Here is a 15,547-nt window from a genome sequence, read left to right on the forward strand (position 1 = left end):
TACTCATATGGCAAGCACTGCAGATTTTAAAAATGGCCTTTGTCTAGTGATGAATAACGATATTTATTCTATCGTAGAATTTCAGCACGTGAAACCTGGGAAAGGTCCAGCATTTGTAAGAACCAAATTAAAAGGAATTACCTCAGGAAAAACTCTTGACAAAACCTTCACTGCCGGTGAAAAAGTAGAAACTGCTCGAGTGGAAAAACGTCCACATCAATTTCTATATAAAGATGACTTGGGATACCATTTTATGGATACCAGCACATTTGAGCAGATGTCAATTGAAGAAAAATTGATTGAAAGACCAGATTTGTTAAAAGATGGTCAAATGGCAGACATATTGGTGCATGATGAGACGGAAACACCACTTGCAGTGGAACTACCACCATTTGTGGAACTGATGATCACCTATACAGAACCAGGTATCAAAGGTGACACTGCTACCAACGCACTAAAACCTGCGACAGTAGAAACTGGAGCAACGGTAATGGTTCCTCTATTTGTGGAACAAGATATTATGATCAAAGTAGATACCCGAGATGGGTCCTATTCCGAAAGAGTAAAATAATTAACTTAGCTGAAATCAATTAAAACTGATTCGGCTTTTTTTGTTTAAACCCAATAGAACGCCTTCGGGCAATTTATTTAAACACAAGACTATGAAACCAAAAGAGATTCAAGAGTTGATCGATTATATCTCAAATTCAGGACTAGCTGAAGTCAAAATAAAAACTGAAGAATTTGAGTTGTCCATTAAAAAATATGCTGATTCCGGCAACGTAAAAATGGTTGAATCTGCACCGGCACCTGTAGCCGCTCCGGCACCTGCTCCTGCTCCGGCACCTGCAGCCGCTGAAGCACCAGCTCCAGCTGCAACTCCATCAAACTTGATCGAAATCAAGTCTCCAATGATTGGTACATTCTACATGACGCCAAATCCAGATTCTCCAGCATTTGTCACTGAGGGAGATACAATCAAGCCTGGACAAACAGTTTGTATTATTGAAGCCATGAAACTTTTCAATGAAATCGAATCTGAAGTTTCAGGAAAAATTGTGAAAATCCTAGTTACTAACTCTACTCCTGTAGAGTATGACCAGCCATTGTTCCTTGTAGACCCTGCAGGATAATTTTTCACTAAAAAATACGATCGTGTTTAATAAAATACTTATAGCCAACAGAGGAGAGATTGCTTTAAGAGTAATTCGTACCTGCAAGGAGATGGGAATCAAAACTGTATCGGTTTATTCTACTGCAGACAAAGACAGCCTTCATGTAAGATTTGCTGATGAGGCAGTTTGTATAGGCCCCGCTCCTAGCAAGGACTCTTATCTTAATATTCCTAGAATTATTGCAGCAGCTGAAATCACCAATGCAGATGCGATTCATCCTGGATATGGATTCCTTTCTGAAAATGCGGAGTTCTCTAGAATCTGTGAAGAATACGGCATCAAATTCATCGGAGCCAGTCCTGAAATGATTGGTAAAATGGGTGATAAGGCAACTGCAAAAGCGACCATGCGTGCAGCAGGAGTTCCTACAGTTCCAGGTTCCGAAGGTCTTTTAGATTCTATCGAGCAGGGAGTGAAATTAGCTAATGAAATGGGCTACCCTGTGATCTTAAAAGCAACTGCTGGTGGTGGTGGACGCGGGATGAGAATTGTCAAAGAGGAAAGCGGATTTAAAAAAGCTTGGGATGATGCAAGAATGGAATCTGGTGCAGCTTTCGGAAACGATGGCTTGTACTTGGAGAAATTCGTTGAAGAGCCAAGACATATAGAAATTCAGATTATTGGAGATAAACATGGTAAAGCATGTCACTTATCCGAAAGAGATTGTTCTATTCAAAGAAGACATCAGAAACTCGTTGAAGAAACTCCATCTCCATTTATCACAGATGAATTGAGAAAAGCAATGGGTGAAGCAGCTATTAAAGGTGCTGAGGCCATTGGGTATGAAGGAGCTGGAACTATCGAATTTTTGGTAGACAAAAATCGCAACTTCTACTTTATGGAGATGAATACGCGTATTCAGGTAGAGCATCCAATTACTGAGGAAGTTACAGATTTTGATCTCATAAAAGAACAAATCAAAGTCGCTTCGGGAGACACTATTTCTGGCAAAAATTACTATCCAAAGCTTTATGCCATGGAGTGTCGAATCAATGCTGAAGATCCAAGTCATGGTTTCAGACCAAGTCCTGGCAAAATTCAGAACCTACATATTCCAGGAGGTAGAGGAGTTCGAGTAGACTCACATGTCTATGCAGGATACGTGATCCCTCCTAATTACGACTCCATGATCGCTAAGCTAATTGTTAGCGGTCAGTCGCGAGAAGAAGTTATAGTTAGAATGAAGCGTGCTTTGGAGGAATTTGTGATCGATGGAATCAAAACCACCATTCCTTTCCACATTGCCTTATTGGAAGATCCTGAATTTAAAGCAGGTAATTTCACCACTAAATTCCTGGAGACTTTTGATTTCTCAGTTATAAAAAAATAATCCAACCTAATACCATTTTAAAAGCTGCTCCTATGAGCAGCTTTTTTGTTTTCTAAAAACAAAAAGGAATTGGAATAACAAAACTTAAAATCCACTTCTCCTTTTCTACATAGATTATTAGAAAACTTCCAAATAGAATTCACAATTATTCATACTCAACAGATAATAAAAAATTACTCCATCTGCCCAATTGGTGTTTTTTTATTCAAAAATCACAGAAAACTAAAATTGAAGGTTAATAGTTCGAGAAGCCCAAAAAACACCAAGGGAATTGCTATAACTGTTCCAATCGAAAGTAAAGTATTCTTTCTTTTTACTTTTAGAATATGAACTTGAGATAGTGGAATTCCTGTATCAATAGGAACTTTAATTCTTTTGTTATTTTTCTGTAAAAACTGACCTTTTATAGAATCGTTTTGGACCATGGAATAGACGATATCATAACTTAAGCTGTCCTTAGTTTTGATATATAACTTATCCCCTTCCACCAGTCGGGATAGTTGTCTTGTTTCAAAAGATATTGATCTTTCTTCTTTCGGTAGCGGGGGCTTAGTCCAATCTACTTTTTGGTAGACCTTGCAAGAAGAAAAAAGGAATACAGATAAGAATATTACAAACCGAAAAAACTTTTGAACCAGCATCATTGAACTAGATTAAAACCAATTATTATAGAAATTCAATTCCAATATTTTAATAATTTAGGTGCATCAGGATCCCACAATCACTTCCCTTCAAAGATTACTAGCATTTTAAAAATCCAAGTGTTCAATTAGATTGAATTTAGCGTTTGAAGTAAGCATATTTTTCATTCTTGCGGTTTGTTACTTAGCGAGACGCCATTTTTAAAGTCTTTCATCTTTTCAGCACTTCCATCAATTCTGTATAAAGCAGATTTATTAAATTCAGAAACGATTGCTCCCACAATGGTACCTCCTAACCCAAAAACAGGTCCAACCATAAGTATCATATCCCCTTTACTAATATTAAACAACCCACCCTGATCTGGATCGTATGTCAAAGCAACAAGTGTAGAACCCACCACCATTCCAGCAGCAGCTCCAATTAACATGGAATGACCAGTAGACCTTTTGGTTATGATATAGGAAATATCTTTCAACGAGACTTGCACCGTATCCGAACCCTTCAAGATATTTAATTCTAGGTAATCCGGAGAAACGCTGAGAAATCTTCCCTTGTCAATCTTTTTCTTTTGGGAGTTAAAAATCCTAATAAATGGTTCTTTCAAATCATCATTTGATTGAATTTCATCCTGAGAGAAAACTGGAATTGACCAGAATAATAGAATAAATATCAGTATCTTCTTCATTTCTATTTGTTTAAGAAAAATTCATCTATAAAATCAACTCACTAGTCTAAAGTAAATGTGGTCTCAACTAGATCATCAATTTCCTACTTTCATTTGTATTCCCTGAATCAATTAAACAATAATACAGAATTTAATTTTGTTTAAATCAATTAATAACCATCAAAATTTCTTAATTAATAAGAATAGAGAACTTTTAATTTGCAAAAAATACTAATGATCAATTATCATTGAAGAATTACCATTCTACTTCTCACTCCTATACACTTAATTACTTTTTTTTCATAATTAGAAAATACTTTTATAAAAATTTTTTATAACTTAAGCCCATTAAACTACCCCAAATGACCATTAAAAAGTTGAAAATTCTCGCATTGCTGCCCCTTATAGCCTTTATATTTTCCTGTCAGGAAAATAAAATGAGCGGTACATCTTTGTCAGAAATTGATCAAGTCAGTTATAACTTTCATATTCGACCTATCTTATCAGATAAATGCTTTGCATGTCATGGACCAGACGCCAATAAAAGAGAAGCTGATTTAAGACTAGATACTGAGGAAGGCGCTTTCAAAGCCCTCAAGGAATCGCCTGGGAAATTTGCTTTGGTTTCTGGAAAACCTGAAGAATCAGAGTTATTTCATAGAATTACAAGTGAAGATCCCGGCGAATTAATGCCTCCCACTGAATCTAATCTCGTTCTCAGTGACACTGAAATTGGGCTTATAAAAAAATGGATCGAGCAAGGGGCAGAATATGAGCCTCACTGGGCTTTTACCAAAGCAGAAAAACCTGAGCTACCAAGTGAAAACGAGTGGGCAGTTAATGAAATTGATCGGTTTGTTTATCAAAAAATGGTTGAAAAAGGCTTAGAGCCTAACCCAAAAGCAGACCCTCAGGAATTGATTAAGCGAGCAAGCCTAGACATAACAGGCCTTCCTCCTAGCCCAGAAATTTTAGATCAATATTCGGACCTTTCAAATGATGCCTACCAAAACTTGTTAGATGGTTTGCTGGCAGATCCATCTTTCGGGGAAAAATTAGGGGTTTTGTGGATGGATATATCAAGATACGCAGATAGTTATGGTTATCAGGACGATAATATTCGATCCCAATGGCCTTACCGAGATTGGGTAATACATGCCTTTAATGAAAACATGCCTTACGATCAATTTATCACCTATCAATTGGCAGGTGATTTATTGCCCAATGCCACTAAAGAACAAATTTTGGCAACTGCCTTCAACAGAAATCATAAATACACAGAAGAAGGTGGAGTAATTGACGAGGAATATAGAATCGAGTATGTGTTAGACAAAACCAACACCTTTAGCAAAGGGGTTTTGGGGATCACGATGGAGTGTGCACAATGTCATGACCATAAATATGATCCTTTTTCCCAAAAGGACTATTATGAGCTCTTTGCCTTTTTCAACAATACCCCAGAGAAGGGTTATGAAGGTGATGTATCAGTCTCAAAACCCGCCAAAACACCTATTTTATGGGTGGATCAGGAGGACCTTTCGGGGATTATGAGTTTCATCAATTACCAAGACACCTCCAAACTTTCAGTTTCTGTGATGGGAGAACTGGAAGGAGAAGAAAAAAGGACCACCTATATTTTAGACCGAGGTGTATATGATGCCCCTTCAGAACCAGTATCAGTGTCCACTCCAGGTTCCATTATGGAATTTGAAGAGGATTTAGAAAAGAACCGGTTAGGCTTAGCTAAATGGACAACTGATAGAGAAAATCCATTGACAGCAAGAGTTTTTGTCAACTTGATTTGGCAGGAAATCTTTGGTACCGGGATCGTAAAATCCGCTGGTGATTTTGGGATGCAAGGTGATTTACCAAGTCATCCAGAATTACTAGACTGGCTAGCTGTTGATTTCATGGAAAATGGCTGGGATATCAAAAGATTACTCAAGCAAATTTTAAGCTCTGCGACCTACCAACAATCAGCTCAAATCAGTAAGCAGCAACTGGCTATTGATCCTGAAAACATCTACTTATCTCGAGCTCCAAGATTAAGGCTTACCGCAGAAAATATTCAAGATCTAGTTTTGGCTAGTAGCGGACTTTTACATCAAGAAATTGGTGGCCCCAGTGTTAAGCCCTACCAACCTGAAGGGGTTTGGGAAGCTGCCTCCTCCGGTAGAGGTGAGTTGGCTACCTATGTTCAGGATACTGGCAACAGCCTTTACAGGCGAGGAATCTATAATTTCATCAAGCTAACAGTCCCTCCTCCGAAAGCAATCATTTTTGATTCTAGTAACCGTGATAGATGCGAAATTGGTAGAGGTAGAACTAACACCCCATTACAGGCCTTAGTAATGCTTAATGATCCTATGGTTTTAGAGGCTTCTAGAGTTTTAGCCGCTAAGCTAGATGATGAGTATAATAATGACTCAGAAGCCATAAAAATGGCATTTAAAAGGATTTTATGCCGAGATATAAAACCTGAAGAGGAAGAAATATTAGAAAGCTACTTTGAGGATCAACTCGAGCGTTTTCAAAATCATCAGGAAGAAATAAATCCAACGCTAGAAGTTGGCGAATATCCTATTGACCCAAAAGACAAGACAGCAAGGACTGCTGCTCTGATGCAGGTAATAGTGAGTTTGTATAATTTGGAAGAAACGATTACCAAGATTTAAGATGGAAAAAGAAATATTAGAGCATGGATTAAACTTCAATCGAAGGAAATTCCTTTCCCGATTGAGTTTAGGAGTGGGAAGCGTTGCTTTGGGCTCTTTGTTAATTCCAGATTTATTTAAAGGTGGAAGCCCGGACGAAGAAGCAATTATGGCTGCATTGCCACATTTTGCCCCTAAAGCAAAAAGGGTGATTTACTTATTTCAAAATGGCGCACCTAGCCAGTTAGAGTCTTTTGATTACAAACCTCTTTTGAATAAGAACATGGGAGAAGAACTTCCGGAATCGATTCGAAAAGGGCAAAGACTCACCGGAATGACAGCAGGACAATCATCTTTTCCATTAGTTGGCTCCTATTACGGTTTTAATCAATATGGTCAATCCAGAGCATGGATATCTGATCTTTTTCCACATACAGCTAGTGTTGTCGATGACATATGCATTGTAAAATCAATGCATACAGAAGCGATCAATCATGATCCAGCGCTTACCTTTTTCCAAACTGGAGCACAAGTTGGGAATAGACCGAGTATGGGCTCTTGGTTGAGCTATGGATTAGGCAGCGAAAACAGTAACCTACCTGCTTTCTGTGTTCTTTTAAGTAGAGGACGGGGCAATGGTCAAGGAGTTTACTCCAAACTTTGGAGCAATGGATTTTTAGATGCTACTCATCAGGGAGTTCAGTTTTCTAATTCAGAAGACCCAGTTCTATATCTAAAAGATCCTGAATCCATGTCTAGATCAGAGCGCCGTAAAATGTTGGATCAAATTGCGGAAATGAATGATCTGAGATACAAGGAATTTAATGACCCACAAATCAGCGCAAAAGTTCAGCAATATGAAATGGCTTTTAGAATGCAGACTGCTGTTCCAGAGATGACAGATGTTTCCAAAGAGCCAGATAGCATTATCAAAATGTATGGTCCTGATTGCTTGGTTCCAGGAACCTATGCCGCAAATTGCCTATTAGCAAGAAAGCTTTCAGAAAGCGGAGTTCGCTTTGTCCAGTTATATCATCAAGGTTGGGATCAGCATGGAAACCTTCCAAATGAAATGAAATTACAAGCGGAAGATGTAGATCAGGCTTCTGCAGCCTTAATCAAAGACTTAAAGCAAAGAGGACTGTTAGATGAAACTTTGGTCATATGGGGAGGAGAATTTGGTCGAACCAACTATTGTCAAGGTAAAATCCAGGTAGATAATTATGGTCGAGATCACCACCCTCGTGCGTTTTCCATTTGGATGGCCGGAGGCGGCGTAAAGTCGGGTATGGTCTATGGAGAAACTGATGACTTTGGATATAATATCGCAGAAAACCCAGTTCATGTACATGATTTTCAAGCTACCATGCTACACCTGATGGGAATAGATCATGAGAGGTTAACCTATAAACATCTAGGAAGAAGATATAGACTAACAGATGTTTCGGGGAAGGTAGTCAAAGACCTAATCGCTTGAGAAGAAAATGTTAAAAAAATCTATTCTTCAACAGATCCTTGAAAATACACTCTTTGTATGGCTGGGATTGACATTCATTTTAGCGATTGCTGGTAACAGCCTAGTCCTACCAGAATGGCTTCAAGTGATAGGAAGATCCCATCCACTCCTACTCCATTTTCCTATTGTTTTGATATTAATGGGGATTTTCTTCTTCTGGTTACCAGGTATTAAATCAGAAGTAAAAGAAGTTGGAACCTTTAGTTTATTGATAGGCAGTAATTTCGCAGGTATAACAGTCATTGCAGGGCTATTTCTTGCAAAAGAAGGATATGAAGGTTCAGAATTATCCTGGCATCAATGGTTAGGGATTCTAGTTTTTGTCTTATCCACCTTGTTGTACTTTTTCAGAAATAATTCACAGTCATTTATTAAGCCAACCAGTATTGCGTTAGGCGCATTAGTAATATTCACAGGTCATTTTGGAGCAAATTTGACTCATGGAAATGACTTCTTATTAGCACCGATCCAATCAAAAAACCCACCACAAGTTCAGCTTGCCGAAGCACAAGTTTTCAGAGATATGGTTCAGCCTATTTTTAAGGCTAAATGTCAAAGCTGTCACAAGGATGGTAAAATGAAAGGGGAATTGAGGCTGGATATTTTAGAAGGAATCAAAAAAGGAGGAGAGTCAGGCCCTTTTATTACTGCCGGAGATACGGAGAACTCTTTGCTATTCCAACGAATACATTTACCTCTTGAACATGAAGATCATATGCCTCCCGAAAACAAGGAACAGCTTACCGAGGAAGAAATTGAGATCCTCTCAGCATGGGTTAAAGGCGGAGCAGATTTTGAACAAAAAGTAACTCAATTGCCTAAGGAAGATAACTTATTTATTTTGGCTTCTGAGAAATTCAGTAATCAAAAAAATTATGATTTTGATGCTGCAGATCCAGATCTTGTGGAGGAGTTAAATAATTTCTATCGGAAGATCAGCCCACTTTATCCTGATTCTCCTGCTTTGGAGGTTTCGTACTTTGGAATCGCTGCTTTCTCCCCTTCTTCCTTAGAGGATCTAAAAAAAATAAGCGAGCAAGTCGTACAAATTAATTTAAATAAAATGCCTCTTGAGAATGTTGACTTTTCATTTCTAGCAGGCTTTCCAAATCTAGAAGAACTTCAACTAAATTTCGGAGATTTAAGTGATGAGCAAATTGAGAGTTTTCCAGAGCTTCCAAGCCTTGAGAGTCTAGCATTATCTGGCAATGCGATTACAGATAAGGTCATCCCCAGACTTCAAGAATTTCCAAATCTGAAGTATTTATTTGTATGGCAAACTAACTTCTCTGATCAAGGAAGGGAGAAGCTAGTAGAAAATCTGAAGGATGTGGAAATTGATTTTGGATTCGAGGATGATGGTCAGATATATAAACTCAACGCACCAAAATTAATTTTCGATAACATCCTATTTCAAGACAGTATGCTCTTGGAAATAAAGCATCCCATAAATACGGTAGAAATTAGGTACACTTTAGACGGATCTACCCCAGATAGTGTTGAAAGCACACTTTATACGAACCCCGTATGGATTAAGAACACCAGCAAAATCGAAGCTAGAGCATTTGCAAATGGTTGGTTGGGAAGTGATACAGAAAAAACCCTGTTATTCAAATCTGGAATTCAACCTCAAAACATTCAATTGCTTACCCAGCCCAGCAAGTCTTATCGAGCACAGGGGAATCGAACCCTAAATGACAAAGTAAAAAGCGTAAGTAATCATACTACCGGAGAATGGTTAGGATACCAAGACAACCCATTGGACTTCAGTTTCTCTTTTGATGAAAATGAGCACCCCAGTAAAATTGTTTTTAGTCTACTTTACCATGAAGGAGCCTATATTTTCCCACCCTCTTTAGTTGAAATTTGGGTAAAAGAAGGTAATGAATGGAAGCAAATCATTAAAGAAAATCCAGAGCAAAGCAAGGATATTAAACTTGCTAGACTAGAAGCTTTGGGCTATGATCTTCCAAAGGGGGACTTTAATGAAGTAAGAGTGAGGCTTAGCCCTTTAACGAGACTTCCAAAATGGCATCCCGGTGCAGGAGAAAAAGGCTGGGTGTTTATAGATGAATTACTCTTAGAAGACTAATCTCTCCACTAGGCTATAAAAATGAAAAGCTCAGCAAAATTGCTGAGCTTTTCATTTAATGAATCAACCCCACTATTTTATTTGGAAGCTTTTTTATAGCTAAGCCCTTCAATATCAACATTTCCAGAAGATTGAATAACCCCATCAGTTGCATGAACTATTCCTGCGAATAGAGCTGCAGCCATTGATGTTCCTGACATGATCTGGTATCTATCATTTGGCCAAGTTGAAAAAATTCTAGATCCAGGAACAAAATAATCGACTCCAGGTCCATAGTTTGAATATTCGTACTTTCCTCCTATTTCACCGCATTCAAAATCCAGAGCTCCGATGGTAAAGATGTTTGGACCATTAATACAGCCAGGTAAATTTCTTCCTGCATTCCCATTATCATTTCCTGCTGACATCACCACAAACATATTCTTTTCAGCAAGAGCATGAATGGCGGAGCTTAATAATGGATTTGAGTTTTCACAATCAGACACGTTAAAACTGCCTAAGCTCATCAGAATCACATCATTTTCCTGTCCATATATTGCGATATAATCCAGAGCTAAAAGAATACTTGCCCAACTTCCATTTCCATTTTGGTCAAACACCTTGATAGGAATAACTTCCGCCCCAGCCGAAACACCAGTCGCCGCTATTCTTCCTGAATTTTTCCCAGCAGCAATTCCTGCAATATGAGTTCCATGCCCAAGGAAATCATCAAATGCTGTTTCATTTTCCACAAAAGAAACGCCTAATTTCCTATTCACATTAAGGCCTCTATGCGACTGATCCACCCCTGTATCTATAATCCAGATACTCTGTGGCTTACGACTCCCATTTGATGAGCCACCTACCAAAGGAATCGCACAACTTCCTTTTAAATCCGAATCATATAACCAATTGCTACTCAACTCTTCAGATTGCATAATAGGTCTTCCTTGCATAATTGGCCTTCCCTGCATGATAGGTCTACCTTGAGTATCTGGATTTGATCTTCCATCATCAACAGGCTCTACATTAACAACATCATCTTTGATGACACTTTCCACATTTGGATCATTTCTCAACCTCTCAGCTTCATCTTCGGTGATATCTAGTAAAAATCCAATTTTCACATCCATGAACTGGCCTTTTACATTGGAAATACCCTTACTTCTTAAAAATTCATTTATTCTTCCTCGCTTAAGATTTCGATTATTTTCATTTATCGAAGCTTGCCGTTCACGGTCGCTATCTTTAACTCTATCTGCTAATACAGCCCTTTCAAATCCGGGTTTCATAGAAACCACATAGGTATTTGTTTGACCAAATAAATTAGTTCCAAATACCAGAAACAAAACCAGTATCAAATAGTTTTTCATGATGTAAAAGTCTATGGGTGAAAAATTGAAATATTTCAAGGTAATTTTACTCTAAAATACATTTTTATTATTGTAAAACACTTTCTATTAGGTATAATTGAAGAGTGCTAGCTATAAATACGTGAACTATATTTGACGAAGAGTGATAAATTTTAGGGTAGTAATAAATTTTGGAATTTTTATTCCTTGCGTTGCATCATGGGATTTTATTAGCTAGGTAAAAATGATTAGATTAATTAAAGTTCGCTTGTCAATCACCGATTTAAATCGCTTTATGATACTTTTTCTATGAGTTCAGGATTAAACAAAAAGCTTTCTGTAGTATTTTTTTCAGATATCGTAGGGTATACGACATTGATGGGAAAAGATGAAGACAAGGCATTTGAACTTATCAAAGAAAATTTACGAATTCACACAGAGGTAACGGCCAAATACCATGGGCAAGTCATCAAGGAGTTGGGAGATGGCATTTTAGCCACATTTGAAACTGCAGAAGAATCATTAAAGGCCAGTTTAGAAATTCAAAAATATTGGATCAAAAACGGGAATATCCAACTGAGAATCGGGCTTCATTGTGGAGAAATTATTTTTGATCATGGGGATGTTTTTGGGGATGCTGTTAACGTCACTGCCAGGATTCAGGGAATAGGCATTCCTTCTTGTATCATTTTCTCTAGACAAATCCTTCAACTATTACCTAAAAACAATTCATTTACTCATAATGAGCTTGGCGTTTTTGATCTAAAAAATGTCGAAAAGGATATTGATCTATTTGCGCTTACTAATCCTCCATGCTCTGCCCCTACTAGAAAAGATTTAATTAAAAATATCAAGTTTCAGGATAAGTCCCCCTGGAAATTCTGGGTTGGTATGGGTGTCACCATTACACTGATTTTATTTTTAATTTATTCATTGGTATGGAATAATTATACCTGGGAAAAGGATAAATCTGTAGCGGTATTGCCATTTGTAAATGTAGATCCAAAGACGCCTCAAGACGTCTATTCAAAAGATATCACTCAGGAGATAATCAGTCAATTAGCAGAGATTAATGATATTAAAGTTATTTCGTACTCTTCAATTGAAAACATTACAAATCCAAATTTAAATTTAGACTCTTTAGCTAAAATACTGGAGGTCAGCACCATCCTTAAAGGGTCCATACAATACCTTGGGGACATGACGAAAGTAAATGTTCAGTTTATAGACGTTGAAGAAAACAAAAACCTATGGACATCTTCATTTACCCGTAGTGGTCAAGATTTATTGAGAATTCAAAGTGTAATCGCAAAAGAGATTTCAAGGGTTTTAGGCATCGCTTTATCTGCCAAAGAGGAAGCAGAAATAGGAAAAGTTCTTACTTCTAGCCCAGAGGCTTATGAATGGTATTTAAAAGCAAAAGAGAAATATTCAGAATATAATCCTGAGAGTTATAAAGTTGCTATTGAATACTTTAAGAAAGCAAAAGAAATCGACCCTAACTTCACCTTAGCCTATGCAGGTCTAGCAGATACCTATTCACAACTTTCTATGTTTGATTCAAGTAATGCTGTTAGTGAAAAGGGGCTTTTAATTGATTCAAATTCAGCAGAACTTTATAAGACGAGGGGCAATACTTATTACTATTTGGGACAATTAGAAAATGCAAAAAAATCATTTGAGATAGCAATTTCTATAAAACCTAATTATAGTGAAGCGATTGGGAATTTAGCTACTGTTAATATGATTCAAGGCCATTTAGCGGAGGCACTTTTACTTCAACAAAAATCAACCAAGCTAAAACCTACTAGCTTTATTCCATTTCAAATTTCAGGATGGATTTATAGAATATTAAACCATTATGATTTGGCTTTAAACTGGCTTGAAAAAGCTAATTCAATAAAATTTGATCCAGTTACTTCAGAACAAATTGCTTACTTATATTTAGAGCAAGGCAATAGGGAAAAAGCCTTTGAGAGTATTAACCTTATTCTCAAGGACTCGATTCATGATTTGGATTTTGTTTATTCAACTGTAGGGTTGATTTCATTTTGGAGTGGGGAGATTGAAAAATCGGAGGAATATTTTGAAAAAGCCATTTTAGTTAATCCAGAAATTCTAAATGACCCCTATAATTCTGCCTCTATCCCCCTTGCCTTCGCCTATCAAAAATCAAATCAAAACGAAAAAGCTGATAGTCTAATAAATAACGCGATTTCAATTAGGCAGAAAGGGGGCAATGAACCTATCGAAAATGATCCTATTATATTGTTTGATTTAGCTCAGTTAGAAGCACTAAAAAATAACAAAACTAAAGCTCTTGAATATTTAAATCAAGCTGTTGAATTTGGCTTTAGAGATGACTTCCACATAATCAACAATCCAATTTTTGACAATTTTAGAAATGACATGATGTTTAAGAATATTATTAATAATATATCTCAAATGCACATTGAATTAAATAGGAAGCTGAAGTCTTCGGAAATTCAACTAAACACTAATTTATAATTGATCAAAGGGTATTTTTTGAACTAGTAACTCTCAATGAAAACCGAATAGCAAAAATGGCTGAATAAAAATTCAGCCATTTTTTTTCATTTTATAACTGGAAAGAAAGGTTAGTTTCCAATTTTTGCTATGGGATAATCTGGATCAGGATCACCTGGTGATGCACCTCTTTTTATTGATCTCAGTATTCCCACTCCTTGGTCATGGTAAAGGATACCTGAAAACATCGCAGCAGAAATAGAAGTACCTGATACTAAGACATATTCACCATTCAATGCTGTTGTAAATATATTTTCACCTGGTGTCAGAAAATCTACGGAGGGTCTACCATAATCTGAAAAACTAGAATAGAAGTAAGTACCCGAACAAGGGATTTCAACTGATCCAATGGTATAAATATTCGAGCTTATTGGATTTGGATCCGAACTCAATTCAATACAGCCAGGGAAATTAGTTAATGACTCTTTAGAACCATTTCCTGCCGACATGACCACTTTGATATCATTATTTGCAAGCGCCAAGATTAAATCTCGAATTCCTTTGTATTTATTTGAAGTGCAGTCTGAAATTTGAATGTCAGCCCCCCAACTTAGATTCACAATGTCAGATGAATTAGCATTTGTTAATATATAATTAAGAGCAGATACTATTTCAGCTGAGGTGGTATGATCATTTTTATCGAATATTTTTATAGCAACCATTTTTGCATTTGGAAAAACACCATTAACACCATATCCATCTTGGAAAATAGGGTCTGTAGAGGCCGCTCCTCCTATAACTCCTGCCATGAATGTACCATGACCATTTTCGTCATTAAAGGGGTTATTATGGGGATTCAGTGGGGGAACAGTAAAGTCGACTGATAAAGCAATTTCAGGACTTTGAAAATTTAAATCTTGATGACTTATATCTACTCCAGAATCAACAATCCAAACACGATGGCTTTTAGAAGGTAATCCCGGTTGACCTCCACCAATTTCCTCAATCAAAGTGCTAGTCTTTTTCGCTGAATCATATCGCATTTGCTCTTGCATCATCGGCTTTCTAGTTTGCTCTATGAAATCTGACTGCATAATTGGCCTTCGAATCTGTAATTCAAAAACCTCATTCTGGAAATAGTTAGATTCCAGGGAGTTCCTATTTAAATTTTCAATCTGGGAGGAGTTTAAGCCTTGCAGATAGACTGATACATTATAAAATACCCTAATGTGATTTTTATCCACTTGTATGGTGCTATCTATGGAATTAATAATTTGAAGGACTTCGGCCTTTAGAGTTTCTACTTCGTTTTGGCACTTTTCATTTGCAAAACCTTCTTCACAATAAGTATTATTTGATAAAGGAGTGAATCCAGCATCTTCATTAAAAATTAACTCATAATTATAGAGTTGTTCTACACTCGTCTTATTTTGATTGGAATCGCTGATTAGTGGCGTATTTTTAGAACAGGAAAACCACAAAAAACACAATAACAAGGGAAGAAATAACTTTTTCATATCCGTAAAAATTTAAATAACTAAAAATCAATTCTTTAAAAGCTATTTAAATTAAAAAATTCCACGGTTATAAAAAAATAATCCAATTTATTTTTGTACTATTTTAATTTATTAATAGTACTTATCACATGTCTCATGT

General features: G+C 36.9%; 10 protein-coding genes. 7 read left to right on the plus strand and 3 right to left on the minus strand.

Annotation, left to right across the window (positions count from 1 at the left end; genetic code table 11):
* Positions 1 to 7: 7 nt before the first annotated feature.
* The 3 genes from efp to accC all read left to right on the plus strand — a co-directional run bounded on the left by efp (position 8) and on the right by accC (position 2,505).
* Positions 8 to 571: an elongation factor P gene (gene efp / locus ALPR1_RS12905; protein ID WP_008201278.1), complete on the plus strand. Its 564-nt coding sequence runs from the start codon at positions 8 to 10 to the stop codon at positions 569 to 571.
* A gap of 91 nt (positions 572 to 662) precedes the next feature.
* Positions 663 to 1,133: an acetyl-CoA carboxylase biotin carboxyl carrier protein gene (accB, locus tag ALPR1_RS12910; protein ID WP_008201279.1), complete on the plus strand. Its 471-nt coding sequence runs from the start codon at positions 663 to 665 to the stop codon at positions 1,131 to 1,133.
* A gap of 22 nt (positions 1,134 to 1,155) precedes the next feature.
* Positions 1,156 to 2,505, plus strand: a complete 1,350-nt coding sequence (gene accC / locus ALPR1_RS12915; protein ID WP_008201281.1) for an acetyl-CoA carboxylase biotin carboxylase subunit — start codon at positions 1,156 to 1,158, stop codon at positions 2,503 to 2,505.
* Between the two features lie 805 nt (positions 2,506 to 3,310).
* Here the strand turns inward: accC and ALPR1_RS12925 are convergent.
* A complete protein-coding gene (locus ALPR1_RS12925; protein ID WP_008201285.1) occupies positions 3,311 to 3,832 on the minus strand; it encodes a hypothetical protein in 522 nt (173 codons plus the stop codon).
* A 341-nt stretch (positions 3,833 to 4,173) separates the two neighbouring features.
* Here ALPR1_RS12925 and ALPR1_RS12930 point away from each other — a divergent pair, with 341 nt between their 5' ends.
* The 3 genes from ALPR1_RS12930 to ALPR1_RS12940 are packed head-to-tail and all read left to right on the plus strand — an operon-like array spanning position 4,174 to position 10,073.
* Entirely contained in the window at positions 4,174 to 6,486 is a 2,313-nt protein-coding gene (locus tag ALPR1_RS12930; protein ID WP_008201287.1) for a PSD1 and planctomycete cytochrome C domain-containing protein, read from the plus strand.
* A gap of 1 nt (position 6,487) precedes the next feature.
* Positions 6,488 to 7,942, plus strand: coding sequence for a DUF1501 domain-containing protein (locus ALPR1_RS12935; protein WP_008201289.1), 1,455 nt, complete (start codon positions 6,488 to 6,490; stop codon positions 7,940 to 7,942).
* Positions 7,943 to 7,949: 7 nt separating this feature from the next.
* The gene (locus ALPR1_RS12940; protein ID WP_008201290.1) at positions 7,950 to 10,073 is read left to right on the plus strand and encodes a c-type cytochrome domain-containing protein; all 2,124 of its coding nucleotides are present in this window, start codon (positions 7,950 to 7,952) and stop codon (positions 10,071 to 10,073) included.
* 77 nt (positions 10,074 to 10,150) lie between these two features.
* Here the strand turns inward: ALPR1_RS12940 and ALPR1_RS12945 are convergent, their stop codons facing one another.
* The gene (locus tag ALPR1_RS12945; protein WP_008201291.1) at positions 10,151 to 11,425 is read right to left on the minus strand and encodes a S8 family serine peptidase; all 1,275 of its coding nucleotides are present in this window, start codon (positions 11,423 to 11,425) and stop codon (positions 10,151 to 10,153) included.
* Between the two features lie 288 nt (positions 11,426 to 11,713).
* Between ALPR1_RS12945 and ALPR1_RS12950 the strand changes: the two genes are divergently transcribed.
* The gene (locus ALPR1_RS12950; protein WP_008201293.1) at positions 11,714 to 13,912 is read left to right on the plus strand and encodes a tetratricopeptide repeat protein; all 2,199 of its coding nucleotides are present in this window, start codon (positions 11,714 to 11,716) and stop codon (positions 13,910 to 13,912) included.
* Positions 13,913 to 14,022: 110 nt separating this feature from the next.
* On the opposite strand, the gene ALPR1_RS12955 is transcribed toward ALPR1_RS12950, so the two are convergent.
* Positions 14,023 to 15,408 carry a S8 family peptidase gene (locus ALPR1_RS12955; protein ID WP_040302816.1) on the minus strand — a complete coding sequence of 462 codons (1,386 nt, stop codon included), beginning with the start codon at positions 15,406 to 15,408 and terminating at the stop codon, positions 14,023 to 14,025.
* Positions 15,409 to 15,547 lie beyond the last annotated feature (139 nt).

The sequence above is a fragment of the Algoriphagus machipongonensis genome (assembly GCF_000166275.1).
In the GTDB taxonomy this organism is placed as follows: domain Bacteria; phylum Bacteroidota; class Bacteroidia; order Cytophagales; family Cyclobacteriaceae; genus Algoriphagus; species Algoriphagus machipongonensis.